Origin of the sequence: Kitasatospora setae KM-6054 (assembly GCF_000269985.1) — a bacterium.
GTDB classification, from domain to species: Bacteria; Actinomycetota; Actinomycetes; order Streptomycetales; family Streptomycetaceae; genus Kitasatospora; species Kitasatospora setae.
This window is the reverse complement of sequence record NC_016109.1, coordinates 1,885,813-1,911,379: the sequence shown is the minus strand read 5'-3', so window position 1 is coordinate 1,911,379 and position 25,567 is coordinate 1,885,813. Positions and strand designations below refer to the sequence as shown.

At 70.6% G+C, this 25,567-nt stretch carries 19 protein-coding genes, 3 rRNA genes and 1 riboswitch; of the genes, 11 read left to right on the top strand and 11 right to left on the bottom strand.

The window, feature by feature from the left end; translation table 11 throughout:
• Positions 1-6: 6 nt before the first annotated feature.
• The 3 genes from KSE_RS08425 to KSE_RS08415 all read right to left on the bottom strand — a co-directional run bounded on the left by KSE_RS08425 (position 7) and on the right by KSE_RS08415 (position 2,999).
• Entirely contained in the window at positions 7-207 is a 201-nt protein-coding gene (locus tag KSE_RS08425; protein ID WP_033260100.1) for a hypothetical protein, read from the bottom strand.
• Positions 208-316: 109 nt separating this feature from the next.
• Complete coding sequence (locus KSE_RS45705) at positions 317-1,651, bottom strand: transglycosylase family protein (protein ID WP_063747508.1); 1,335 nt, start codon at positions 1,649-1,651, stop codon at positions 317-319.
• Between the two features lie 5 nt (positions 1,652-1,656).
• A riboswitch (cyclic di-AMP (ydaO/yuaA leader) is annotated at positions 1,657-1,826 on the bottom strand.
• Between the two features lie 396 nt (positions 1,827-2,222).
• On the bottom strand, positions 2,223-2,999 hold the full coding sequence (locus tag KSE_RS08415) for a hypothetical protein (RefSeq protein ID WP_014134858.1): 777 nt from the start codon (positions 2,997-2,999) through the stop codon (positions 2,223-2,225).
• A gap of 203 nt (positions 3,000-3,202) precedes the next feature.
• On the opposite strand from KSE_RS08415, the gene KSE_RS08410 reads away from it, so the two are divergent.
• Positions 3,203-5,422 carry a G8 domain-containing protein gene (locus KSE_RS08410; protein ID WP_014134857.1) on the top strand — a complete coding sequence of 740 codons (2,220 nt, stop codon included), beginning with the start codon at positions 3,203-3,205 and terminating at the stop codon, positions 5,420-5,422.
• Between the two features lie 133 nt (positions 5,423-5,555).
• Here KSE_RS08410 and KSE_RS08405 read toward each other — a convergent pair whose 3' ends face one another.
• Positions 5,556-6,455, bottom strand: coding sequence for a hypothetical protein (locus KSE_RS08405; protein ID WP_014134856.1), 900 nt, complete (start codon positions 6,453-6,455; stop codon positions 5,556-5,558).
• A gap of 348 nt (positions 6,456-6,803) precedes the next feature.
• On the opposite strand from KSE_RS08405, the gene KSE_RS08400 reads away from it, so the two are divergent.
• On the top strand, positions 6,804-7,046 hold the full coding sequence (locus tag KSE_RS08400; protein ID WP_014134855.1) for a DUF397 domain-containing protein: 243 nt from the start codon (positions 6,804-6,806) through the stop codon (positions 7,044-7,046).
• A 211-nt stretch (positions 7,047-7,257) separates the two neighbouring features.
• Here KSE_RS08400 and KSE_RS08395 read toward each other — a convergent pair whose 3' ends face one another.
• Positions 7,258-7,779 carry an ATP-binding protein gene (locus KSE_RS08395; RefSeq protein ID WP_051055136.1) on the bottom strand — a complete coding sequence of 174 codons (522 nt, stop codon included), beginning with the start codon at positions 7,777-7,779 and terminating at the stop codon, positions 7,258-7,260.
• A gap of 412 nt (positions 7,780-8,191) precedes the next feature.
• Here KSE_RS08395 and KSE_RS08390 point away from each other — a divergent pair, with 412 nt between their 5' ends.
• Positions 8,192-9,058, top strand: coding sequence for a helix-turn-helix domain-containing protein (locus KSE_RS08390; protein WP_081539351.1), 867 nt, complete (start codon positions 8,192-8,194; stop codon positions 9,056-9,058).
• A 469-nt stretch (positions 9,059-9,527) separates the two neighbouring features.
• Here KSE_RS08390 and KSE_RS08385 read toward each other — a convergent pair whose 3' ends face one another.
• A complete protein-coding gene (locus KSE_RS08385; protein ID WP_014134852.1) occupies positions 9,528-11,096 on the bottom strand; it encodes an MFS transporter in 1,569 nt (522 codons plus the stop codon).
• 88 nt (positions 11,097-11,184) lie between these two features.
• Here KSE_RS08385 and KSE_RS08380 point away from each other — a divergent pair, with 88 nt between their 5' ends.
• Positions 11,185-11,604: a MarR family winged helix-turn-helix transcriptional regulator gene (locus tag KSE_RS08380; protein ID WP_014134851.1), complete on the top strand. Its 420-nt coding sequence runs from the start codon at positions 11,185-11,187 to the stop codon at positions 11,602-11,604.
• 67 nt (positions 11,605-11,671) lie between these two features.
• On the opposite strand, the gene KSE_RS08375 is transcribed toward KSE_RS08380, so the two are convergent.
• Both KSE_RS08375 and KSE_RS08370 read right to left on the bottom strand, forming a co-directional pair.
• Positions 11,672-12,619, bottom strand: coding sequence for a M56 family metallopeptidase (locus tag KSE_RS08375; protein WP_014134850.1), 948 nt, complete (start codon positions 12,617-12,619; stop codon positions 11,672-11,674).
• Between the two features lie 192 nt (positions 12,620-12,811).
• A complete protein-coding gene (locus KSE_RS08370; protein WP_014134849.1) occupies positions 12,812-13,372 on the bottom strand; it encodes a DUF5134 domain-containing protein in 561 nt (186 codons plus the stop codon).
• Between the two features lie 369 nt (positions 13,373-13,741).
• On the opposite strand from KSE_RS08370, the gene KSE_RS08365 reads away from it, so the two are divergent.
• The 6 genes from KSE_RS08365 (at position 13,742) to rrf (ending at position 22,760) form a co-directional block, all read left to right on the top strand.
• A complete protein-coding gene (locus KSE_RS08365; RefSeq protein WP_014134848.1) occupies positions 13,742-15,166 on the top strand; it encodes a DUF6421 family protein in 1,425 nt (474 codons plus the stop codon).
• Positions 15,163-15,933, top strand: a complete 771-nt coding sequence (locus tag KSE_RS08360; RefSeq protein WP_014134847.1) for an SDR family NAD(P)-dependent oxidoreductase — start codon at positions 15,163-15,165, stop codon at positions 15,931-15,933. The genes KSE_RS08365 and KSE_RS08360 overlap by 4 nt, the downstream gene beginning before the upstream one ends.
• On the top strand, positions 15,930-17,024 hold the full coding sequence (locus tag KSE_RS08355; RefSeq protein ID WP_014134846.1) for a threonine aldolase family protein: 1,095 nt from the start codon (positions 15,930-15,932) through the stop codon (positions 17,022-17,024). Before KSE_RS08360 ends, KSE_RS08355 begins: the two co-directional genes overlap by 4 nt.
• 619 nt (positions 17,025-17,643) lie before the next feature.
• Positions 17,644-19,167: ribosomal RNA gene (locus tag KSE_RS08350) — 16S ribosomal RNA — on the top strand.
• Positions 19,168-19,458: 291 nt separating this feature from the next.
• Positions 19,459-22,565, top strand: a 23S ribosomal RNA gene (locus KSE_RS08345).
• A 78-nt stretch (positions 22,566-22,643) separates the two neighbouring features.
• Positions 22,644-22,760, top strand: a 5S ribosomal RNA gene (rrf, locus tag KSE_RS08340).
• Together the 16S, 23S and 5S rRNA genes form the textbook arrangement of a ribosomal RNA operon.
• Positions 22,761-22,842: 82 nt before the next feature.
• Here the strand turns inward: rrf and KSE_RS08335 are convergent.
• Both KSE_RS08335 and KSE_RS08330 read right to left on the bottom strand, forming a co-directional pair.
• Positions 22,843-23,208, bottom strand: coding sequence for an SCO4402 family protein (locus KSE_RS08335; protein WP_014134845.1), 366 nt, complete (start codon positions 23,206-23,208; stop codon positions 22,843-22,845).
• A gap of 32 nt (positions 23,209-23,240) precedes the next feature.
• Complete coding sequence (locus tag KSE_RS08330) at positions 23,241-23,813, bottom strand: carboxymuconolactone decarboxylase family protein (RefSeq protein ID WP_014134844.1); 573 nt, start codon at positions 23,811-23,813, stop codon at positions 23,241-23,243.
• Between the two features lie 78 nt (positions 23,814-23,891).
• On the opposite strand from KSE_RS08330, the gene KSE_RS08325 reads away from it, so the two are divergent.
• Positions 23,892-24,437, top strand: coding sequence for a MarR family winged helix-turn-helix transcriptional regulator (locus KSE_RS08325; RefSeq protein ID WP_014134843.1), 546 nt, complete (start codon positions 23,892-23,894; stop codon positions 24,435-24,437).
• An 86-nt stretch (positions 24,438-24,523) separates the two neighbouring features.
• Here KSE_RS08325 and KSE_RS43225 read toward each other — a convergent pair whose 3' ends face one another.
• Positions 24,524-25,516, bottom strand: coding sequence for a peptidase associated/transthyretin-like domain-containing protein (locus KSE_RS43225; RefSeq protein WP_014134842.1), 993 nt, complete (start codon positions 25,514-25,516; stop codon positions 24,524-24,526).
• Positions 25,517-25,567 lie beyond the last annotated feature (51 nt).

The following is a 25,567-nucleotide window of genomic DNA, read 5'->3' as shown; positions in this document are numbered from 1 at the left end:
CCGGGATCAGCCCTCCTGGGCGGGCGGCGCCGGGGCCTGCAGGCGGTCCGCGTCGCGCGGGCCGCCGGTGCGGGCCTCGGTGCGGCGGTCGGTCGCCAGGTAGTCGCGCACGATCAGCTCCACCGCGTCCTGCGGATTGGTCGCGCCGAGGCGCAGCATCGCCTCCAGCGCCAGGTCCGCGTCCAGCGTGACGGTCACTTTCGCCATGGTTCCGGCTCCCGGGTTCGTCCAGTCGATCGGTCCCGGCCGAGAATAGGCCGCTGCCCCCGGAGCCGACCAGGGTCTCCGGGGGCAGCGGTGCTCCACCGCTCGCGGATCAGACGCGGCCCGCGAAGTCCGGGGCCCAGTTCGCGACGGTCTCGGTGCGGACGCCGGAGCGCGGGTTCGCGGCCTCGACGTACTTGCCGTCGCCCACGTACAGCGCGACGTGGTAGACGCCCGAGTTGGCGCCGTTGCTCGACCAGAACAGCAGGTCGCCCGGCTGCAGGCTGTCCAGCGACACCCGGGTCGCGTAGTCGGCCTGGTCGGCGGCGACCCGCGGCAGGCTGATGCCCGCCTGGCGGAACGCGGCCTGGGTCAGGCCCGAGCAGTCCCAGCCGCCGTTGCCGGTGCCGCCGTAGACGTACGCCTGGCCGAGCTTGGACAGCGCGAAGTCGATCGCCGCGGCCTTGGAACCGGTCGCCTTGACGGCGGTGGTGGCGGTGGCGGTCTTGGCCTCGGTGGTGGCGGTGGTGGCGGTGCCGGTGGCGCTCTTGGCCGCGGTGGTCGCCGTGGAGGCGCCGGCCTTGCCGCCGGTGCGGCCGCTCTTCCAGGACGAGCCCTGGTAGGAGGAGCCGTTCGACGACTTGGTGGCCGGGGCGGACTGCTGCGGCTGCGCGGTCGCGGTCGCGGTGCCGCCCAGGGCGAGCTGCTGACCCGGGTAGATCATGTCCGGGCCCTCGGTGAGGACCGAGCGGTTCAGGTCGTACAGCTTCTGCCAGCCGCCGTCCACGTGCTGGCTCTGCGCGATCGCGGACAGCCAGTCGCCCGCCACCACGGTGTAGGTGCCGGCCGACTGGTCGGTCGCGGCCGGGGTGCTCTGCTCGGCCTGGGGCTGCGCCTGGGCCTGGGGCTGGGACTGGTTCTGGTGGCGGGACTGCGACCAGGAGTGCTGGGACTTGTCCGTGCCGCCGGACTGCGACTGCGACGGCGACGGCGACTGGGTGGAGCCGGTCGAGTTCGAGGACGACGACGAGGACGAGGACGACGAGTTGCCGGACGAGCCGGAGGTGTCGACCTGGGGGGCCGCGCCGCCCTTGGTCAGGCCGGCCTGGACGGAGCAGACGGGCCAGGCGCCGGGGCCCTGGACGGCCAGCACCTTCTCGGCGGTGGCGATCTGCTGCTCCTTGGTGGCGAGGTCGGCGCGCGAGGCGTACGCGGTGCCGCCGAACTCGGCCCAGGTGGAGGCGGTGAACTGCAGGCCGCCGTAGAAGCCGTTGCCGGTGTTGATCGACCAGTTGCCGCTGGACTCGCACTGGGCGACCTTGTCCCAGGTGGCGACGGTGGCCGCGGAGGCGGAACCGGCGGTCAGGCAGGGAATCGTGAGGCCGATGCCGACGACGCCGGTGGTGGCGATCAGGCGGCGGGCGTTCTTGGAGCTGATGGGCAGCATGAAGGAGCGTTCCTCTCCCACGCCTGCGAGGTGAGCTGTCGGATTCGGGCCGGAGTCGCCCGGCCGAGCACACCTCGCGGTGCGCCCGGCTTCACCCCAAGCCCCGTGCGGTCCTGCGACCGCCCGGGGCGACTTACCTGGTTCCCCCGCCCCTGCCGTGGTGCGTTGTGCATGAGCCGACCCACCCGGCGGCAGGACTCGGCGTTCCGGGTGGGCTGGGTCCGTGTGTCCACGAACGTGGGCAGGAGATTAAGCGGACTCAAGGGCGAATGGCAAATATCCGGGAAAGGTTTTCCGGGCCCCGGAAAAGGTGATCAAGAATTCCGGGCGGAACTCCGTTGCCGCTGGCGGGGGCTGCGGGAGCGTCAGGAAAAGGTGGATCTTGTGACCGTTTTGGGTGTTAAAGGGCTTTGGTTGCCATATGAGTCGTTGATGCCCCTCTGGTCGGACGGCACGCCGGTGAATTGTCCATTTGATGGCGTTATTTCCAGGGGGGCCGGAGCGGAGTCGACCCCGGGGCGGGGCGGCGGGTTCTCGCGGTCCGGCCGAATTCCTTTTTCCGGACGGGCCGTCAGAATTCCGGTCGGGAAGCGTCCTTCCGCGACCGCGCCGCGCTCAGCCACTCGCCCCCGGCCGCGGACCGGGCCTCCCGGGCGGCGTACCGCAGGCTGAGCGCCGCCAGCGGCCCGCGCAGGCCGGGCGGGAGGTCGGCGGGCGCGTGCAGCCGGTGGCAGGTGTCCGTGATGGCCTCGATCCGCGCCCACGGGCCCGGCGGCTCCGCGTCCAGGTGGGCGAAGCCGCTCCCCTCGGCGGGCAGCGGCAGGCCCCGGCGGGCCAGCCGGTACACCTCCGCCATGCCGGCCGCGGCGACGGCGTGCAGGGTGCGCAGCGGCCGGAGCGGGACGGGGAACAGGGCGCGCCGACCGGAGTCGAGCGCGGCGGCGCCCGCCCGCCGGAGCACCTCCAGCTCCCGCACGGCCGCCGACTCGGCCGCCCCGCCCCGCCCGGGCGGCGGGAGCTCCGCGGTGGGCGGCCAGCCGTAGTCGGTGGCGCAGGAGGAGAGCCAGCACCGGCCCAGCGGGCCCGCGTGCCGCCAGGCGAAGCGCTCCGGCAGGGTGGGCGGCCAGTCGCGCCGGTGCGCCGAGGCGAGGGTGAGCAGGTGGTGCGTCTCGGCGATCTCGGCGATCGCCTCCACCGCCGTGCCGAAGCCGGGCGGGCGGCCGTAGTCGGCGGCCAGGACCGGGTCCACGCCGAACCGGGCCAGCGAGCGGATCGCGGTGAAGCCGCCCTGCTGCGCACGCGTCGAGGCGAACCGGTGGCGCTCCTCGGGGGTGGGCGTCTTCGCCATGGCCGGTCCGTTCCTCTGCGGGGAAGGTGAGTTGACGGTCAATCAGGTGATACGCCCGGGCGGAATCGAACGTTCCCGAACGGGCGTCCGGAGGTGCTACGCCAGGATGCTTACCCCGTCCGGAACATGACGTGTCCGGGTGGCGGCCGTGCCTAAGCTGCCCCCGACGACTCAGGGTTGCGGGCCCCGGGAGGGCGGCCGAGGTGGAAGAGCAGCGGAACAGCGAGCAGACCCCGGCCGTCCGGCACCGGCACCGGCGGCCGCTGGTGGGGCGGCGCAGGATGCTGACCTGGCTGGCGGTCGGGACGGTGGCGGCGCTCGGCGGGGGAGTGGTGCTGCGGCAGTCGCTGGCGGGCGCGGACGAGACCTCGGCCCGGCCGGCCCCGCCCGGCGGCAGCACGCCCGCGGGCGGGCACCAGCACGGCACCGGCGGCCCGCCGCCCGCCTCGGCGAGCCCCGACCCGTCCGCGCCGCAGCCGCCGCCGGTCGACCGGAGCGGCCGGAACTGGTCGGACGCCAAGGGCTGGGGCGGCAAGGTGCCCGGGCCCGGCAGCGCGGTGCGGATCGCCGACAAGGTGGTGCTGGACGCCGACGCGCAGGTCGGCTCGCTGCTGGTGGAGAAGACCGGCTCGCTGGTGTTCGCCGCCGACCGGTCGCTGACCCTGGCCAGCGCCGGCAACGTCGAGGTGCGCGGCACGCTGGCGCTCGCCCCCGACGGCGCGCACACCCACACGCTGCGCTTCCCGAACGTCGACGAGCGGCGCTACGCGGGCGGCGGGATGGGCCTGGTCGACACCGACACCGGCCTGTGGGTCACCGGCCAGGGCTACCTGCGGCTGGACGGCGCCCCCCGCACCGCCTGGACCCGCGCCGCCGACGCGCTGAAGCCCGGCGACAGCACGATCAGGCTGGCCACCGCCCCCACCGGCTGGCAGCCCGGCGACGAGCTGGCCGTCACCCCCACCGCGCCGCCCGACCGGGACGACTTCTCGACCTCGTACGACCTGGTCACCGTCAAGCAGGTGGACGGCGCCACCGTCACGCTCACCGGCCCGCTGAAGAACGCCCACCCGAGGGTGGCGACCGGCGGCGGGGCGACCTTCGGCGCGGAGGTGCTCAACCTCAGCCGCAACGTCCGGATCGAGGGCACCGAGCAGGGCCGGGCGCACGTCCACCTCACCTCCAGCCGGCCCGCCGACGTCCGGCACGCCGCGCTGCGCTGGCTCGGGCCGCGCACCGACGGGAAGGACAGCTGGAACGGCAAACCGGTCACCGAGCCGGTGCTCGGCCGGTACGGGCTGCACTTCCACATGCTGCTGGACACCTCGCGCGGCACCGTCGTCGAGGGCGTGGTGGTCCGCGACACCGGCAGCCACGCGTTCGTGCCGCACGCCAGCCACGGCATCACCTTCCGCGGCTGCATCGCCCACAACACCTGGGAGGACGCGTACTGGTGGGACGGGCCGCTCGACACCCGCACCCCGCAGGGCCCGTCCGACGACATCGCCTACGAGGGCTGCGTCGCCTCCCGCACCGTCTACGAGCCCAACCCGCGCGGCTACCGGCTCACCGGCTTCAGCCTCGGCGCCGGGACGGGCTCCTCGGCCCGGGACTGCGTGGCCGTCGGCGTCCAGGGCGCCACCGGCGCGTCCGGCTACGAGTGGCCGGAGACCAGCGAGGGCGTCTGGACCTTCGAACGCTGCCTGGCGCACAACAACCTGGAGAACGGGATCTTCGTCTGGCTCAACGCCGAGCACCACCACACCGTCACCCAGTTCGCGGCCTACCACAACGGCGGCTGGGGCATCGAGCACGGCGCCTACCTGAACGACTTCGACTACACCGCCTCGGTGCTGTACGGGAACGCGTCCGGCGGCATCGCCGTGCACGCGCTCGGCCGCGACAAGGGCACCGTCTTCGACGGGCTGCTGATCGACGCCGCCGGGCAGTCCGACTACGCGGTGGCCACCCTCAAGCACCAGCTGGCCGGCGAGTCCGTCACGCTCAGCCGCAGCCGGCTGACCGGCTACCGCAAGGCCGGCGTGGCGTTCCGGGCCACCGGCGACGGCAAGCCCGACGACATCGCGGTGCTGGACTGCGAGTTCGGCGGCGCCAAGGGCAGCGAACTGTGGCTCGACCCGGAGGCGCCCGAACCCGAGCGGATCCTCTACCGGCCCGCCGGGCAGGCGCAGGCCGTCACGCTCGGCAAGAGCGGGAGCGGCGGTGGTGGCGGGGGCGGCGGTGGTGGCGGGGGCGGCGGGGGCGGCGGGGGCGGCGGGAGCGGCGGTGGTGGCGGGGGCGGCGCGGGCCAGGGGCTGGCGGCCACCGGGCCGGTCGACGCGCCCACCCCGCCGCGGGCGGTCGCGCTGCCCTCGCTCGCCTTCACCGACAGCGCGCCGAAGACCGGGCGGGTCGGGGTCTGAGGGGCTGAGGCGCTGAGGGCCTGAGGCGGGCGCGGGGTCCGAAGCGGGGCCGCGCTCCCGTCCGGGCGGCACAGCACGACGGGCGGGAGCGCGTCGATTCGCTGCTCCCGCCCGTCGCGGTCCCTGGTCGGCGTCAGCGCGCCGCGTGCGCCCCCGAACCGGTGCGCTGCTCGGCGGCGGCCGCCTCGGCGGCCTCCAGCTGCTCCTGGGTCGGCTCGGGGAGCGCGGCCAGGTAGGCGGAGGCGATCAGCTGACCCACGGTCGGGTACGCGCCGATCGGGGCGGCGCTCGCGCAGCCGGTCTCCTCGGCGGCGGTGGCCAGCAGCTCGGTGTCGGCCTCCGGGCCGATCACCAGCGGGGCCAGCGCGGGGCGCTCGGAGCCGGTGGCCCGCAGGTGCGCCACGGCCGCGGCGACCGAGCCCGGCACGTCCAGCGCGGCCGGGACGACCGGCACGGCCAGCCGGGAGGCCAGCAGGACGCCGGTGATGCCGGCCGAGGCGGCGGCCTCCTCGCCGCCGACCGTGGTCAGCACCACGCCGTCCGCGGCGGTGGCGATGGCGAACAGCCGGGCCCGGTCGGCCCGGGCCAGCCCGGCCTCGGACAGCCGCACGTGCACGGCCTCGGCCAGCAGCGGGTGCGGGCCCAGCGGGTCCAGCACCTGCGCGCCGGACTCGGCGGCGAGCTTGTGCAGCTCGGGCAGGAAGTCGTGCGGTCCGGGCACCAGCGGGACGACCACCGGCGCGGGCAGGCCCGCCTCGGCCGCCGCCGCCAGCAGGTCGGCCACGGTGGGCGCGTCCTCCCCGCCCAGGTAGGCCGCCGTCACCTCGATGCCGGCCTGCTCGGTGCGGACGATGGACAGCAGCTCCTCGACGACCGGACGGCTCTCCGGCCCGGCGACGGCCGGGACCGCCAGCACCAGGGCAGGCGAACCGGCCGCGATCTCGGGGCGCTCGGGACGGCGGTGGCGCCCCCGCGCACGGGAGCCTGGCGTACGGACGGGCAGTGGCGCGCCCGGGATGGCTGCGGTGCTCATGGGCCAGATCGTAGGACATGTCTCCACGCGCGTTGCAGTCGGATGCCGACAGCGGGCGGCTTTCGGACGGGAAGTGACAGTGATCACAGTGCGAATCGTGACTGCCTGTGAACCGCGTTGTAGGTGGTGATGATCGACAACGCGCTGACGGCTGTGTGCGGACGGTCATGGAGTGGCTGACGTTTCGCCCGGGTGTGTCCGCTTACGCACCGTCAATTACGGTGCTGTGAAGGCTTGGTGTCGGCATCGGCACGTTCCTCTGCACAGGAAATTTCCCATGCTGATGCACGTGCAGGCGGGCTATCATCACGTCAAGTGAGGCATTCGCCGGGCTTAGGGGAGAAAACAATGAATGAGGCGTACAACGGCATGCCGGCGACCGAGCTGGACGGGGTGGTCTGGCAGAAGAGCCGTCACAGCAACTCGAAGGGCAACTGCGTGGAGTTCGCCGCGCTGCCGAACGGCGACGTGGCGATGCGCAACTCGCGCTTCCCGCAGGGTCCGGCGCTGGTCTACACCCGGGCGGAGATCGACGCGCTGCTGCTCGGCGTGAAGGACGGGGAGTTCGACCACCTGGCCGCAACGCCCTGACGGAGCGTCAAGGACCGTACACCCGGGCCGTCGTGGGGATCTCCCGCGACGGCCTTCGTGTTCGGCGGTGGCTGACGTCGTGTCAGGCGTGGCTTTTCGGGAGTGGGTCGGGCCCTGCGAACCCGGAGCGGGCTCGGGGCTCGGTTCGGGATTCGGTGCGGGGCCGGCTCCCGGCTGGTGCGGGAGGCGGCCCCGGGGTGGTTCGGGCGGTTCAGGCGGAGCGGCGGTGCCGGCCGGGGTTCGGGAGCGGCTCCGGGTCCGGGGCGCTCTCGCGGGCGTCGAACACCGCCCAGACCACCTTGCCGGCGCCGGCCAGCGGGTGCCAGCCCCAGGAGCGGGAGAAGGAGTCCACCAGGTGCAGGCCGCGGCCGGACTCGGCCACGAAGTCGGCCTCCCGGGCGATCGGGCCCGCGCTGGACGGGTCGCTGACCGCGCAGACCACCTGCGGGGTCCGGTGCACCAGGCTGATCCGGATCGGCAGCGCTCCGGCGGCCGGCGCCGGGACGGCCTGGGCGGGCACCCGGGACGGCTCGTGCTGGCCGAGCGCGTGCCGCAGCGCGTTGGTCACCAACTCGGAGGCCACCAGGGCCACGTCGTCGAAGATCTCCCCGAGCCCCCAGGCGTCCAGCGAGCGCCGGGTGAACTCCCGCGCGGTGCGTACGGCTTCGAAGCGGGGAGCGAGGGTGCAGCTGACCACATGAGGGTCGGTCGCCAGGACCGTACCGGTGCTCATGAAGAGCTCCTCCCATAAGGGGGCGGACACGGCGGGACCCACCGGGGTCATGCCGGTCACCTCCGACTCGCTCGGCCGCCGGGCCGCCGGGCCGACCGGTCCGCACACACAAGTACCCAGCGACGCGCGGGCGTTGCCGGGAGGGTGTGCGGATTCGCGCATGGGGTCGACGCGGAGCCCGCGGGATTGCCAGGGCGTGCAAGTGCACGTGCACCATGGTCCTCTGCGCTCCCGGCAGATGCAAGAGTCGATTCACGTGCAGTCGTGCGATTGGCATATGCATGCTCCGGATGCACGTGCAAGATGGACCCGAAGTGGCCGAAGCGTAGCCCGCCCCGCCACTACCGGCACTCACTGCGTCCAAGTGATGGCAGACTGTGCAACTGGTCCGTCCAAGTGGAGGTTTGGTCCGATGACCACAGTTCAGCCCGGCGGGGGCTCGATGGTGCGCCGCATCCTCCTCGGCTCCCAGCTCCGCCGGCTCCGCGAAGGATGCGCCATCACCCGTGAGGACGCCGGCTACGCGATCCGCGCCTCGGAGTCCAAGATCAGCCGGATGGAACTGGGCCGGGTCTCCTTCAAGGAGCGCGACGTCGCCGACCTGCTCAGCCTCTACGGGCTCGCCGCGGGCCCCGACCGGGAGGCCCTGCTGGCGCTCGTCCGCGAGGCCAACAAGTCGGGCTGGTGGCACAGTTACAACGACGTGCTGCCCAACTGGTTCCAGACCTACATCGGCCTGGAGGAGGCCGCCGCGCTGATCCGCACCTACGAGGTGCAGTTCATCCCCGGCCTGCTCCAGGGCGAGGAGTACGCCCGGGCGATCTTCGCGCAGAACCGGCCCGCCCTCGACGAGGCGGAGATCGCCCGCCGGGTCACCCTGCGCACCCGCCGGCAGAAGCTGCTCACCGAGGGCCTCGGCCCCAAGCTCTGGGCCGTCATCGACGAGGCCGCGCTGCGCCGCCCGGTCGGCGGCCCCGAGGTGATGCGGGCCCAGCTGGAGCACCTGGTCGAGCTGGCCCAACTGCCCAGCGTGGTCGTCCAGGTGATGCCGTTCCGGTTCGGCGCGCACGCCGGGGAGAGCGGCGCCTTCTCGGTGCTGCGGTTCCCCGAGCAGGACCTGCCCGACGTGGTCTACCTGGAGCAGCTCACCAGCGCGCTCTACCTGGACAAGCGCGACGACGTCGACGAGTACCTGCAGGTGATGGAGCGGCTGTGCGTCGACAGCCTGACCCCGCAGCAGACCCTCGACCTGCTGCAGACGATCCTCAAGAGCCAGTAGTGACAGGGGCGGTGGCGGTCCGGCCGGGAGCGGCGGGGCCGACAGGGGGCGGGCCGGCACGGGTAGGGCCGGCGGGGGCGGGGCGATAGGGGCGGGGCCGGCAGGTGTGGGGTGGTGCGGCCGCGGGGGGCGGCTGTCGCTCCGGGCCCGGGCCCGGGCGTGCGCCGGTGTCCGCGAGGCGTGCGGGCGGCGTGCGCGGGGTGGGGTGGCGGCGCGGGCCCCGGTGTCATCCTCCCTGTGGTGGGCGACGGTTGGGTCTCGGGCCGGTCCGGTGGATTGACCGTGGCCCGGTGAACTGCCATGGTGTCTGCTCCGAAGTCCGCACCGCCGGTTTCCCGGCCTGGCGCGGACGGCGCACCGGCTCCACCAACACGGGGGTTTGGTGGAGCCGGGTCCTCCGACACGTCGTCGGGGCGCCTCGGGAACGTCTCGGGCGGCGAGGGGTCGACCGCCCGGGCCGGGCTCGGTGTCAGCGCTCCGACAGCACCTCCTCCTCGGTCACCGTCTTCGCCGTGCTCCGCGCGGCCGGTGAGTTCGCGGCCGGGTAGCTGTAGTCCGGCACCGGGGCCGGGGCGGCCGCTGCCTTGCGGCCGCCGGAGCGGAGCGCGCCGGTCAGGGCGATCAGCAGGCCGAGCGCGGTGGTGCCCGTCACCAGCAGCAACGCCGGTCGGTACCCGGCCAGTTGGGCGTGCGCGTCGGTGCCGCCGCCGTTGCCCGCGGTGAGCACCGCCGTGGTCACGGCCAGCACGATCGCGCCGCCGACCTGGAGCGCGGTGTTCACCAGGCCGGAGGCCAGGCCCTGCTCGTCGTCGGACACGCCGGAGGTCGCCGCCACGTTGATCGAGGGGAAGGCCAGCGCGAAGCCCGCACCGATCAGCAGCATGCTCGGCAGCACCAGGCCGACGAAGCCGCTGTGCTCGTCCAGCCGGAGGAACAGCGCGTAGCCGAGGACCATCGAGGCCACGCCGACCGGCAGGACGCGGGCCGCGCCGAAGCGGTCCAGCAGCCGGCCGACCGCGCCGGCCGAGAGGGCCACCAGCGCGCCGCCGGGCAGCAGCCCGAGCGCCGTCTCCAGCGCCGACCAGCCGAGCAGCCGCTGCAGGTAGAGCGTGGCGACGAACTGGAAGCCCGCGTAACTGCCCATCAGGGTCAGCGCGGTGAGGTTCGCCCGGCGGACCCCGGCGTCCCGGAAGATGCCGAGCCGGACCAGCGGGTGGGCGGTGCGGGCCTCGATCAGCAGGAAGGCCGCGGCCAGCGCCGCCGCCAGCAGCAGCGACCCGATGGTGCGTAGCGACAGCCAGCCCGCGCCCTGGGCCTCCGTCACCGTGAACACCAGCAGCAGCACCGCCGCGGTGCCGGTGATCGCGCCCGCCACGTCGTACCCGCCGGAGGCCGGGCGCTCCTCGGTGCGGCGGGGGAGCAGCTTGACACCGGCCAGCAGCGCGATCAGCGCGACCGGGACGGGCATCAGGAAGGTCAGCCGCCAGCCGGCCGAGGTCAGCAGGCCGCTGATCACCAGGCCGAGCGAGAAGCCGGCGGCCGAGCAGGTGGTGTAGATGGACAGCGCCCGGTTCCGGGCCGGGCCCTCCGGGAACGTGGTCGTGATGATGGACAGGCCGGCCGGGGCGGTGAACGCGGCGCTGACGCCCTTCAGGAAGCGGGCGCCGATCAGCAGCGGCCCGCTGTCGACCAGCCCGCCGAGCAGCGAGGCGCCGGCGAACACGGCCAGCGCGACCAGGAACACCCGGCGCCGGCCGAGCAGGTCGGCCGCGCGGCCGCCGAGCAGCAGCAGGCCGCCGTAGCCCAGCACGTAGCCGCTGACCACCCACTGCAGGGCGGAGTCGGACAGGTGCAGGTCGGCGCCGATGGAGGGGAGGGCGACGCCGACCATCGAGACGTCGAGCGCGTCCAGGAACATCGCGGCGCACAGGACCACCAGGGCGCCCCAGACGCGGGGGCTCCAACGGGTGTCGGTCACGGGCGGGTCGGCGGCTGGCGTGTGGGTCACCGTCTGGTCGGTCACCGTCGTGTCGGTCATGGCACGGAACGCTACATGCATGTGCATGGGATGCAAGCGCATTTAATGTGGATGCAACAGATGCGTGCGCATGTGCTACCTTGGCGGCGTGACCGACTTCGACCCAGACCGCGATCCCGCCGCGGAGACGGCGCTCAGCGAGCAGTGGCGCGCCCTGCTGGCCCGCCACGCGGCCACCGCCTGCGCCATCGACCGCGAGCTGGGCGAGGCGTACGGGCTCGGCGTCAGCGAGTTCGAACTGCTCGAGCGGCTGAGGGAGTTCGAGCAGCAGAACCCCGACCTCGGCGAGCGCGCGCAGACCCTGGCGGCCACCGTCCACCTCAGCCAGAGCGCGTTCTCCCGGCTGGTCGCCCGGCTGGAGAAGGCCGGCCTGGTCGAGCGCACGCACTGCGTCGACGACCGGCGCGGCATCTTCATCACGCTCACCGACGAGGGCCGCGAGCGCTACCTCAGGGCCCGCCCGGTGCACCGCCGGATCCTCGCCGAGACGCTCGGCCCGGAGGGCTGAGGGGCAGGAGGCGGAGGGGGCAGAGGGGGCAGGGCGAGGCTTGAGCCGGTCCCGCGCGGGGCCGGGTTCAGAGCAGTGCCGAGAGCCCCGGCGCCAGCGCCAGCAGGGCCGCGCCCAGCGGGGCGGCCAGCGCGGCCAGCGTCCAGCCCAGCCGGGAGGGGACGGGCAGCCGGGGCTCGCCGAGCAGCAGCCGGTCCACCCGGGCGGGGGACTGCGCGAGCTGGGCCGGCGGGCAGGAGGCGAACACCCCGCTGTTCAGCTCGGCCAGCGCCAGCGCCGTGGTGACCCGCCCGTGCCGCCGGGCCGCCCGGTCGTCCGCCGCCAGCTCGACCAGCACCGCCACCTGGTCCCGGAACGCGGAGAACACCCCCACTCCCGGGAACCCGGTCGCCAGGGCCTGCGCGCACTGCCCCAGCCAGTGGTGCCGGTGCCGGACGTGCCCGCGCTCGTGGCTCAGCACCGCCGCCAGCTCCCGGTCCGAGAGCTGCTGCAGCGCCCCCGTGGTCACCACCAGCCGGGCCCGCGGCCCGGGCAGCGACCACGCCTGCGGCCGGACGTTCTCCAGCACCACCAGCGGCTCCCGCACCCGGCGTCGGCGCGGCAGCAGCGAGCTCGGCAACTCCGGCGCCCGGCGCACCAGTTGGGCGTGCCGGTGGCCGCGCTCCGCGCGCGCCGAACGGATCTCCCGGGCCAGCGACACCGCCGTCCACAGCCCGCCCGCCGCCAGCACCGCCGCCGACAGCCGGCCCCAGCCCTCGCGCCCCACCAGCCCGTACGCGTCCTCGACCCCGGCCGGGGCGCCCGCGAACACCGCGTCCCGCCAGACCGGCAGCGCGGCCGCCGAGGCCAGCAGCAGGCTCAGCACGCAGCACAGCAGCACCGCGACCACCAGCATCTGCCACACCAACAGGGCCAGCACGGGTTCGCGCTCCGGCCAGCGGGCCCGGGCCAGGCGGCTCGGCGCCACGGTGGCGAGCAGCAGTCCGAGCAGTAGCAGGCTCAGCAGTGCCGTCATGGCAGGCTCCCCGTGGGAGGGGTGGGGGGCGCGGCGGTGCGCCGTCACCAACCTATGCCGCCACACGCCCGGGCGGAACGGCCGGGTGGGTCCAGTGACCAAGGCCACGCCCGACCCGCCGTCGCCGCCCCGCCGGACGCCCCGTCAGGTGCCCGCCGGGCGCACGCCCGAGCCGCTGTCGAACGTCCGCGCTCAGGTCCAGAGCAGCATCGCGAACATCCCGATCCCCATCGCCGCCCGGCACGCCCGCGGCAGCGGCGCCACCGCCGGGCCGCCCACCGCCAGCACCCGGCTGCCCTCCCAGAGCGCGTACGCCCCGAAGTACACCAGCAGCGCCCCGGTCAGCAGCGGGAGCCCGCCCGGCTGCCCGTGGTGCCCCGGGTGCCCGCCCGCCGCGGACCCGCCGCCGCCCGCCATCGCCAGCGCCATGTACGCCATCGCCAGCGCGCCGATCGCGTGGTGCAGCCGGTGCGCCCGCAGCCCCGCCGCCCCGCGGCCGGCCAGTGCGGCGACCAGCAGCACCGCCGCCAGCAGCGCGTACGGCCAGCCCCAGAAGACGCCCGGCAGCAGCGCCATCCCGGCCATGCCCAGGCCCATCGCCGCCTCCAGGACGTCCGACTCCCGGCGGGTCCGGTGGTGGTGGCCGCCGCAGGCCGGGTCGGCGGTCCCGCGGCGCACCCGCCAGCCGCAGTAGCCGCCGCTGCCCGCGGCCAGCGCCGCCAGCAGCCAGCTCACCAGCACCGGACCGTGCATCGCGTCCCCCTCCGTCCCGTCCACCCCTCGGCCCTCGGCCCTCGGTGCCGGACGGCGCGCCTCCTCCACGATCACCGACCGGGTCCGGGCGCAGCAGGGCGTGAACGGGGGCGCACCGAGGCGTGACCGGTGCCGCACCCAGCGTGGGCGCCCCGGTGGCGGGGCGGGGGCGAGCGGGGGATGGTCGGGGCAGACCGGCCGCTCCGGGCGGCCGGGCGTCGGATCTGTCCGTTTTCATCCACCGCGGCGGGAACAGACCGAGCCGGTACTACGAACTGGAGCGTTCACCGTCAAAGTGGCCTTGAGCCGGAGAACCTTTCGCATTTAACGTGGTCCTGTCGAAATAACTCCTGTCGAAGTGAGCCTGTGATGCAGAATCTTTCGCCGATGCTCGCGATCGCGGGCGACGCCCCCACCACGACTCCGCTCGCGACCCCCGCCGCGCGCCCCGTCGACCACCCGGCCTGGCCGCGCCTCAAGGACGCCGTCGAGGCGCTCCGGCCGCTGCAGTCCAAGGACGGCTCGATCGACCTCGCCGCCGTCCCGCGCGCCACCGTCGACCCGCTGGTCGCCACCGTCCGGGACGCCGTCGCCGAGCTCGCCCCGCTCTTCCCGCACGACGCCGCCTACCTGGACGCCGTCCGCGCCGACCTCGCCAAGTGGGCCGACACCGGCTACCGCCAGCCCGACTTCCTCGACTCGCTGCTGGCCTTCCGCCCGAACGAGCAGCGCGTCGACGGCACCGGCCACCTGGTCGTCTTCCCGATGTACACCCAGAACGGGAACCCCGACCGGAACCTGGAAGCCGTCCTGCTCAAGGTCGTCTGGCCGGACTGGATCGCCGAGCTGGAGCGCACCCGCTTCGACAACCCCGGCTACCTCGGCATCGCCTTCGAGGACTTCACCGCCGGCTACGACACCAACTCCGCGGTGCTCTTCCCCGAGACCGTCGCCGTCCGCGAAGCGCCGGAACGTTTCACCTGGGGCGGCATCTTCTGCGACCGCGAGGCCGCCCGCTTCCGCGCCGTCACCACCAGCGCCGTCCGCCAGCTCGGCCTCGACATCCCCGCCGACGCCGCCGGACTGCTCGGCGACCAGGACCGCACCCAGCAGACCTTCGTCCTGTGGGACCTCGTCCACGACCGCACCCACAGCCACGGCGACCTGCCCTTCGACCCCTTCATGATCAAGCAGCGCAGCCCGTTCTGGATGTACGGCCTCGAAGAGCTCCGCTGCGACCTGAACACCTTCAAGGAGTCGGTCGCCCTGGAGGCCGAGGGCACCCCGCAGGGCCGCGACGTCCAGTACGCGATCCTCTTCGACCGCCTGTTCCGCTTCCCGGTCAGCGGCGACCGGGTCCGCAACTACGACGGCATGGGCGGCCAACTGCTCTTCGCCTACCTGCACAAGCACGACGCCCTGCGCTGGCGCGACAACCGCCTCACCATCGACTGGGACCGTGTCGCCGAGGTCACCAACGGGCTCTGCGCCGAGATCGAGACGCTCTACCGGGACGGCATCGACCGCCCCAAGACCGCCCACTGGATCGCCGCCTACCAGCTGGTCTCCCGCTACCTCACCCCGCACCCCGCCTCCACCTGGGCCAAGGGCCCCGAGGCGCTGCCGCTCGACCTCGCCGACGACCGGGCCCTGCGCAAGGCGCTCTGCGACGCCGTCCACCCCGACGAGTTCCCGCTCAGCATGTTCTACGAAGCCCTGTCGAAGAAGCTCCGCCGCGTCATCGCCGGCACCAAGGGCATCACCGGCACCCACACCCCGGAGGTCGCCGCGTGAGCACCCCCCGTCCCCACGCCCCCCTCGCCCCCCTCGCCGGCAAGGTGATCGCCGTCGCCGGAGCCAGCGGCCCGGCCGGCCAGGCCACCCTGCGCCGCCTCGCCGCCGACGGCGCCACCGTCATCGGCGCCGACATCGACCAGCGCCGCCTCGACACCGTGCTCGCCGCCGTCCGCACCGCCGTCCCCGACGCCCGGATCAGCGGCCAGGTCATCGACCTCCTCGACCCCCAGGAGGTCCACGACTGGGCCGACCACCTGGAGGCCGAGCACGGCCACGTCGACGGCCTCCTCCACCTGGTCGGCGGCTGGCGCGGCAGCAAGACCTTCTTCGACTCCCGGATCGACGACTGGGACTTCCTGCACGACACCGTCGTCCGCACCCTCCAGCACACCTCGCTGGCCTTCCAGCCCGCGCTGCGCCGCAGCACCGCCGGCCGGTACGCCATGGTCTCCGCCGCCGCCGCGCACAAGCCCACCGCGGGCGGCGCCGCGTACGCCGCCGCCAAGGCCGCCACCGAGGCCTGGACGCTGGCGATGGCCGACTCCTTCCGCAAGGAGACCACCGCCCCCGACGGCCTCCCCACCGCGGCCGCCGTCATCCTGGTCATCAAGGCCCTGGTCAGCCCCGAGATGCGGGCCGAGAAGCCGGACGCCAAGTTCCCCGGCTTCACCGACACCGCCGACCTGGCCACCACCCTGGCGTCCCTCTGGGACCGCCCCGCAGCAGAACTGAACGGACAGCACCTGTGGCTGACAGCCCGATGACCCCCGCCGCCTCCCCTTCCCTCGGTACGACCGACGCGGTCCGGCACCACGACCCCGCCGTCCGCGGCTTCGCCAGCGACAACTACGCCGGCGTCCACCCCGAGGTGCTCGCCGCGATCGCCCTCGCCAACGACGGCCACCAGGTCTCCTACGGCGAGGACGCCTACACCGAGCACCTGCAGACGGTCTTCCGCCGCCACTTCGGCGACCGCGCCGAGGCGTACCCCGTCTTCAACGGCACCGGCGCCAACGTCGTCGCCCTCCAGGCGCTGCTCCCGCGCTGGGGCGCGGTCGTCGCCGCCGAGAGCGCCCACATCAACGTCGACGAGTGCGGCGCCCCCGAGAAGCTCGCCGGCATCAAGATCCACACCGTCCCCACCCCCGACGGCAAGCTCACCCCCGCCCTGATCGACCAGCAGGCCTGGGGCTGGGGCGACGAGCACCGCGCCCAGCCGCTCGCCGTCTCGATCACCCAGTCCACCGAACTCGGCACCCTCTACACGGTCGACGAGGTCCGGGCGATCTGCGAGCACGCCCACGAACGCGGCATGCTCGTCCACATGGACGGCTCCCGGCTCGCCAACGCCGCCGCCTCGCTCGGCGTCCCGTTCCGCGAGTTCACCACGGACGCCGGCGTCGACGTCCTCTCCTTCGGCGGCACCAAGAACGGCCTGCTGCTCGGCGAGGTCGTCGTCGTGCTCGACCCCGAGCGGGTCAGCAACCTCAAGTACCTCCGCAAGATGTCGATGCAGCTCGCCTCGAAGATGCGCTTCGTCTCCGTCCAGTTCGAAGCCCTCCTCACCGGCGACCTCTGGCTCCGCAACGCCGGCCACGCCAACGCGATGGCCCGCCGCCTCGAAGCCGCCGTCCGCGACATCCCCGGCGTCACCGTCGTCCGCCCCGTCCAGGCCAACGCCGTCTTCGCCCTCCTCCCGCGCGAGGTCAGCGAGCGCCTGCAGAAGCGCTACCGCTTCTACTTCTGGGACGAGCACACCGGCGAGGTCCGCTGGATGGCCGCCTTCGACACCACCGAACAGGACATCGACGCCTTCGCCGCCGCGATCACCGAGGAGATGGCCCGCCAGCTCTGAGCCACGCCCCGACCCGCGGCGGCCGGCCCCGGAGACACCTCCCGGGGCCGGCCGCCGCGGCGGTTGTTTGCACGGGGCGCGGATCCGGCGTAGTGTTCACTGGTCGCTCGACAGGGAGCACCGGACACGCGGTCTGCGTGGACGGTCCCGGGGTGGCCAATCCCTGAGAAACCAGTTCGATGATCCGTGGCGGGTCGGCGTGTCTTTCGCGTCCCCGTTCGTATTTCGGCGTGCTCGTTTTCGGAGATTGCGGCCGATTCGCTTTTCGGAGCGGGGATCGGCTAGAGTTCGAAACGTCGGACGGGCCGTCAGGTCGCGGAAGACGAAAGCGGATCGGATCGAATGAAACTCCGGAAAACGGAGCGGAAAACATCTGCTAAGCTGGAAACACGGAAGAACGAAGCGCCCGGAGATGCGGTCGGAAGGCCGGTCGAAGGAAGCGTCCGTTCCTTGAGAACTCAACAGCGTGCCAAAAGTCAACGCCAGATATGTTGACATCCCCGGCCGGCCGACTCGTTCGGTTGGTTGGAGATTCCTTTATGAAGTAACACTAGCGAGGACGCAGTGCGCGGGGCCGCCTTATTCCGGTTGGTCGCCGTGCCGCTCTTTGTGAGAAGCATTCACGGAGAGTTTGATCCTGGCTCAGGACGAACGCTGGCGGCGTGCTTAACACATGCAAGTCGAACGGTGAAGCCCTTCGGGGTGGATCAGTGGCGAACGGGTGAGTAACACGTGGGGAATCTGCCCTGAACTCTGGGACAAGCCTTGGAAACGAGGTCTAATACCGGATACGACCGCTTCCCGCATGGGGGGTGGTGGAAAGCTCCGGCGGTTCAGGATGATCCCGCGGCCTATCAGCTTGTTGGTGGGGTAACGGCCCACCAAGGCGACGACGGGTAGCCGGCCTGAGAGGGCGACCGGCCACACTGGGACTGAGACACGGCCCAGACTCCTACGGGAGGCAGCAGTGGGGAATATTGCACAATGGGCGAAAGCCTGATGCAGCGACGCCGCGTGAGGGATGACGGCCTTCGGGTTGTAAACCTCTTTCAGCAGGGAAGAAGCGCAAGTGACGGTACCTGCAGAAGAAGCACCGGCTAACTACGTGCCAGCAGCCGCGGTAATACGTAGGGTGCGAGCGTTGTCCGGAATTATTGGGCGTAAAGAGCTCGTAGGCGGCCTGTCGCGTCGGATGTGAAAGCCCGGGGCTTAACCCCGGGTCTGCATTCGATACGGGCAGGCTAGAGTGTGGTAGGGGAGATCGGAATTCCTGGTGTAGCGGTGAAATGCGCAGATATCAGGAGGAACACCGGTGGCGAAGGCGGATCTCTGGGCCATTACTGACGCTGAGGAGCGAAAGCGTGGGGAGCGAACAGGATTAGATACCCTGGTAGTCCACGCCGTAAACGTTGGGAACTAGGTGTTGGCGACATTCCACGTCGTCGGTGCCGCAGCTAACGCATTAAGTTCCCCGCCTGGGGAGTACGGCCGCAAGGCTAAAACTCAAAGGAATTGACGGGGGCCCGCACAAGCAGCGGAGCATGTGGCTTAATTCGACGCAACGCGAAGAACCTTACCAAGGCTTGACATACACCGGAAACTGGTAGAGATATCAGCCCCCTTGTGGTCGGTGTACAGGTGGTGCATGGTTGTCGTCAGCTCGTGTCGTGAGATGTTGGGTTAAGTCCCGCAACGAGCGCAACCCTTGTTCTGTGTTGCCAGCATGCCTTTCGGGGTGATGGGGACTCACAGGAGACTGCCGGGGTCAACTCGGAGGAAGGTGGGGACGACGTCAAATCATCATGCCCCTTATGTCTTGGGCTGCACACGTGCTACAATGGCCGGTACAAAGGGCTGCGATGCCGCGAGGCGGAGCGAATCCCAAAAAGCCGGTCTCAGTTCGGATTGGGGTCTGCAACTCGACCCCATGAAGTTGGAGTTGCTAGTAATCGCAGATCAGCATGCTGCGGTGAATACGTTCCCGGGCCTTGTACACACCGCCCGTCACGTCACGAAAGTCGGTAACACCCGAAGCCGGTGGCCTAACCCGTAAGGGGAGGAGCCGTCGAAGGTGGGACCAGCGATTGGGACGAAGTCGTAACAAGGTAGCCGTACCGGAAGGTGCGGCTGGATCACCTCCTTTCTAAGGAGCACACGGCAGCTTCGGGCGAATGTCCCGGAGTGCTAGCTCATGGGTGGAACGTTGACTATTCGGCACACACGGTGATGGAGATCGCGAGTACTGCCCTTCCGGGGCGTGGAAAGCGGTGTTCCGGAGGCGGGTGTGTCGGGCACGTTGTTGGGTCCTGAGGGAACGGCCAGTGGTCGTTGTCTTCAGGTTGCCGGCCTCATGCCGGGCGTCCCTGTCTTGGGGGTGTCGGGTTTGGGTGTCTGGTCGTTGTTTGAGAACTGCACAGTGGACGCGAGCATCTGTGGCCAAGTTTTTAAGGGCGCACGGTGGATGCCTTGGCACCAGGAACCGATGAAGGACGTGGGAGGCCGCGATAGGCCCCGGGGAGCTGTCAACCGAGCTTTGATCCGGGGGTGTCCGAATGGGGAAACCCGGCAGTCGTCATGGGCTGTCACCCATACCTGAACACATAGGGTATGTGGAGGGAACGCGGGGAAGTGAAACATCTCAGTACCCGCAGGAAGAGAAAACAACCGTGATTCCGGGAGTAGTGGCGAGCGAAACCGGATGAGGCCAAACCTTGAGCGTGTGAGACCCGGCAGGGGTTGCGCTCAAGGGGTTGTGGGAAAGTTCTTCAGTCGTCTGCCGGCGGCTGGGCGAGTCAGAAACCGTATGGGTAGTCGAAGGACATGCGAAAGGTCCGGCGTAGAGGGTAAGACCCCCGTAGACGAAATCCGTACGGCTCGCTTGAGCTTCTCCCAAGTAGCACGGGGCCCGAGAAATCCCGTGTGAATCTGGCGGGACCACCCGCTAAGCCTAAATATTCCCTGGTGACCGATAGCGGATAGTACCGTGAGGGAATGGTGAAAAGTACCGCGGGAGCGGAGTGAAATAGTACCTGAAACCGTGTGCCTACAAGCCGTGGGGGCAGCCTTCGGGCTGTGACTGCGTGCCTTTTGAAGAATGAGCCTGCGAGTTTGCGGTGTGTAGCGAGGTTAACCCGTGTGGGGTAGCCGTAGCGAAAGCGAGTCCGAATAGGGCGTTCGAGTTGCATGCCCAAGACCCGAAGCGGAGTGATCTAGCCATGGGCAGGTTGAAGCGCGGGTAAGACCGTGTGGAGGACCGAACCCACCAGGGTTGAAAACCTGGGGGATGACCTGTGGTTAGGGGTGAAAGGCCAATCAAACTCCGTGATAGCTGGTTCTCCCCGAAATGCATTTAGGTGCAGCGTCGCGTGTTTCTTGCCGGAGGTAGAGCACTGGATAGGCGATGGGCCTCACCGGGTTACTGACCTTAGCCAAACTCCGAATGCCGGTAAGTGAGAGCGCGGCAGTGAGACTGTGGGGGATAAGCTCCATGGTCGAGAGGGAAACAGCCCAGAACACCGACTAAGGTCCCTAAGCGTGTGCTAAGTGGGAAAGGATGTGGAGTCGCAGAGACAACCAGGAGGTTGGCTTAGAAGCAGCCACCCTTGAAAGAGTGCGTAATAGCTCACTGGTCAAGTGATTCCGCGCCGACAATGTAGCGGGGCTCAAGCACACCACCGAAGTCGTGTCATTGCAGCAATACTCCCAACGGAGGCTGTGATGGGTAGGGGAGCGTCGTGTGCCGGGTGAAGCAGCCGAGGAATCGAGTTGTGGACGGTTCACGAGTGAGAATGCAGGCATGAGTAGCGATACAAGAGTGGGAAACTCTTGCGCCGATTGACCAAGGGTTCCTGGGTCAAGCTGATCTGCCCAGGGTAAGTCGGGACCTAAGGCGAGGCCGACAGGCGTAGTCGATGGACAACGGGTTGATATTCCCGTACCCGCTTTGAAGCGCCAACGTCGAACCAGGTGATGCTAAGGCCGTGAAGCCGGCCCGGAGTCTTCGGACGATGGGACGTGGTGGAGCCGCCGGTCCAAGCCTGTAGTAGGTGAGCGATGGGGTGACGCAGGAAGGTAGTCCAGCCCGGGCGGTGGTAGTCCCGGGGTAAGGGTGTAGGACGTTGCGTAGGCAAATCCGCGCAACACGTAGTCTGAGACCTGATGCCGAGCCGATTGTGGTGAAGTGGATGATCCTATGCTGTCGAGAAAAGCCTCTAGCGAGTTTCATGGCGGCCCGTACCCCAAACCGACTCAGGTGGTCAGGTAGAGAATACCGAGGCGTTCGGGTGAACTGTGGTTAAGGAACTCGGCAAAATGCCCCCGTAACTTCGGGAGAAGGGGGGCCATTGCTGGTGACGGGACTTAGCTCCCTGAGCTGGTGGTGGCCGCAGAGACCAGCGAGAAGCGACTGTTTACTAAAAACACAGGTCCGTGCGAAGCCGTAAGGCGATGTATACGGACTGACGCCTGCCCGGTGCTGGAACGTTAAGGGGACCGGTTAGTCACGATTCGTCGTGGCGAAGCTGAGAACTTAAGCGCCAGTAAACGGCGGTGGTAACTATAACCATCCTAAGGTAGCGAAATTCCTTGTCGGGTAAGTTCCGACCTGCACGAATGGCGTAACGACTTCTCGACTGTCTCAACCACAGGCCCGGTGAAATTGCATTACGAGTAAAGATGCTCGTTTCGCGCAGCAGGACGGAAAGACCCCGGGACCTTTACTATAGCTTGATATTGGTGTTCGGTTCGGCTTGTGTAGGATAGGTGGGAGGCTTTGAAGCCGTGACGCCAGTCATGGTGGAGCCATCGTTGAAATACCACTCTGGTCGTGCTGGATGTCTAACCTGGGTCCGTGATCCGGATCAGGGACAGTGTCTGGTGGGTAGTTTAACTGGGGCGGTTGCCTCCTAAAGGGTAACGGAGGCGCCCAAAGGTTCCCTCAGCCTGGTTGGCAATCAGGTGTTGAGTGTAAGTGCACAAGGGAGCTTGACTGTGAGACTGACGGGTCGAGCAGGTACGAAAGTAGGGACTAGTGATCCGGCGGTGGCTTGTGGAAGCGCCGTCGCTCAACGGATAAAAGGTACCCCGGGGATAACAGGCTGATCTTCCCCAAGAGTCCATATCGACGGGATGGTTTGGCACCTCGATGTCGGCTCGTCGCATCCTGGGGCTGGAGTAGGTCCCAAGGGTTGGGCTGTTCGCCCATTAAAGCGGTACGCGAGCTGGGTTTAGAACGTCGTGAGACAGTTCGGTCCCTATCCGCTGTGCGCGTAGGAGTGTTGAGAAGGGCTGTCCCTAGTACGAGAGGACCGGGACGGACGAACCTCTGGTGTGCCAGTTGTCCTGCCAAGGGCATGGCTGGTTGGCTACGTTCGGGAGGGATAACCGCTGAAAGCATCTAAGCGGGAAGCCTGCTTCGAGATGAGCACTCCCACCTCCTTGAGAGGGTAAGGCTCCCAGTAGACGACTGGGTTGATAGGCCGGATATGGAAGCCCTGTGAGGGGTGGAGTTGACCGGTACTAATAGGCCGAGGGCTTGTCCTCAGTTGCTCGCGTCCACTGTGTTGTTCTGAAACAACGACCCCCGCCGACACGGGTGGGTGGCGGACAGTTTCATAGTGTTTCGGTGGTCATAGCGTGAGGGAAACGCCCGGTTACATTCCGAACCCGGAAGCTAAGCCTCACAGCGCCGATGGTACTGCAGGGGGGACCCTGTGGGAGAGTAGGACGCCGCCGAACAATCATTGAGAGAAAGCCCCCCGACGGGATGTCGGGGGGCTTTCTCGCGTTTTGGGGAGGGGGCTGATTTTCCCGAGGGTGCTCAGCGGGCGCGTGCGTGGTGGTCGTTGGCGACCAGGACGCGGGCCAGGCGGGCGGCGGTGGTGGTGACGGCGGGCCAGGCCGGGGAGGTGAGGTGGTCGGCGGGGGTGGCGTCGGGTGGGAGGGTGCCGGCCAGGGTGTGCAGGGCGGTGCCTAGGTCGGCGGTGAGGGCGGCTTCTTCGCCGGTGCGGAGGGTGTGGCCGAGCCAGGGGAGGGGGGCGTCGGCGTCGCAGGCTTCGGTGAAGAGGGTGCTGAACAGGGCGGCGGGGTCGAAGGCGTCGTCCTGGAGGCCGGGGGCGGCCAGGGTGAGGACCGCGGTCACCAGTTGGTGGCGCAGCGCGGGGAGGGTGGGGCCGCGGTCGGTCACCGGGGGAGCGTACCGGCAAGGGGTGCGAGGGGTCAGGCGTAGGGGGCGAGTGGGGGGTCGAGCGGGGCGTCGGTGAGGCGGTTGGCGAAGGTGGAGAGGGTGTAGGCGCCGATGCCGAGGACGATTTCGAGGGCGTTGCGCGGGGTGAAGCCGTGACTGAGGAAGGCGGTGAGTTCGGGTTCGGGGACGGCGCCGGTGTGGTCGAGGACGGAGTGGACGAAGCTCCGGACGGCTTCCAACCGGGCCTCGGGCAGGGGCTGTTGGGTGCGGAGGGCGGTGATCAGTTCGGGGGCGGCGGCCAGTCGGGTGAGGGTGGCGGTGTGCATGGCGACGCAGACGTGGCAGCCGTTGCGGGTGGCCAGGGTGAGGATGACGGTCTCGCGGACCACCGGGTCGAGTTCGGTGGAGTCGAAGAGGGCGGTCAACTTGAGGAAGCCGTCGAGGAGTTGGGGGGCGTGGGCGAGCCGGGCGGCGGCGGAGGGCAGGTGGCCGAGGTGGCGGGTGACTTGTTCGAGTTGGCGTCGGGCGGCCGGCGGGGCGGTCTCGGGGGTGAGGTCGGGGAAGTGGGCGCCGGTGGTCGGGGTGGTGGGGGCGGGCGTGGGCATGGTGGTGCCTTTCTCGGGCGTCACGCGTGGTGCGGCACGGGGTGGCCGGGAGGACGGGTCGCGGCAGCGCGTCCTAGAATGGACAACGTGGTTGACCAAAACGTAAACCAGGTTGTCGATCTGCGCAACGAGGAACCGGATCTTCCGGTCCTTCCGGTCCGTCCGGCTCGCGACGGCTTCGAGCTGCCGCTGCTGCTGTTCGCCGGATTCCGCACGATCATCGACGAGTTGCACGCCGAGCTGGCCCGCGAGGGGCACCCGGACGCGCGGCCCGCGCACGGCTTCGCGCTCCAGGCGATCGGGGTCGGCGGGGCCACCGCCAGCGAACTCGGCCGCCGGCTGGGGGTGTCGAAGCAGGCCGCCGGGAAGACCGTCGACCGGCTGGAGGCGCTCGGCTACGCGGAGCGGGCGGACGATCCGCAGGACGCGCGGCGGAAGGTCGTCCGGCTGACTCCCGGCGGGCTGGACGTGCTGGCCAGGTCGGCGGCCGGGTTCGACCGGATCCGGGCCCGCTGGGCGGCCGCGCTCGGCGAGCAGCGGCTGCGCGAACTGGAGGACGGCATCGCCGAGTTGGTCGGGCCGTCCGGGTTCCGGCTGGACGCGGCGGGGTGGCTCGCCGGGTAGCGGGCTGCCGGGCCCGAGGGGCGCGGAGACCCGGCCGCCCCCCCGCGCCGGGGGGCGGCCGGGGGCGGGCGGGCAGGAGCGGTGGGCTACTTGCCGTTCTTGTCGGGGTCGGCGGCGAGGGTGATCACGCCGAGGTAGCCGTCGCCGTCCTCGGTGATCTTCAGCAGCATGGACTCCCGGTAGATGTTGTCGCCGTCGTTGAAGGTGTCGCGGCCGCTGTGCGAGCTGTACGGCGCCTTGCCGAACACCGTGGTGTTCAGCGACTCGTCCATCATCAGCTGGGTGGTCAGGGTGCGTTCGTTGTTGATGTGCACCATCGCGTGGACGTGCACGGTGCGGCCCGCGTACCAGCCCGGCCAGATGGTGGTGAACTCGACGATGCCGTCCTGGTTGGTGACCTGGGCGCCGCGCAGGTAGCGCTTGTCGTCCTGCGGGGTCAGGCCGGCCATGCCGTCGTTCGCACCGCCACCGCCACCGCCACCGCCACCGCCGATGTCCGGGCCGCCGGAGGGCGGGGGCCCGGTCGGGGCGCCGGAGGGCGGGGTGCCGCCACCGCCGGGGCCGTCGCCGAGACCACCGCCCGTGCCGCCGGCGCCGCCGGTGGAGAGCTGCTCGGCGCCCGAGTACCTGCCGCCGGCGTCGCAGTGCCAGATCTCCACCACCGCGCTCGGGACGGCCTGGCAGGTCTCGCTGTCCTGTACCCGGATCGCCAGGCGCAGCCTGACGCCCTCGCGGTCCTCGCGGATGTCGCTGCGGATCTTGTCGGCGTCGAAGTAGTACGGGCCCTGGGTGGTCTGGGCGGTCAGCGTGCAGGTGTTGGCGTCCGCGAACAGGCCGGTCAGGTCCTCGGTGGTGGACGCCTGCGGGGAGATCGAGGCGTCGGCCCCGGTGGTGGTCCTGGCCGGGGTGCCGCCCTCGCCGGAGCCGGAGCAGGCGGCCAGCAGCGCACCGAGGCCGATGCTGCTGATGCCCGCCAGTGCGCGCCGGCGGCTGACCCGCCGGCCCTCGTCGTGGTCGTGCCCGTCGTGCCCGTCGTGCCCGTCGTCCTCGGTGGGCCGCTGTGCGCGCTCCGCTGCCATGGGTTTCCCGTCCCTTTTCGGTCTCTTTACCGTCCCGCGCAGCGTAGGAAC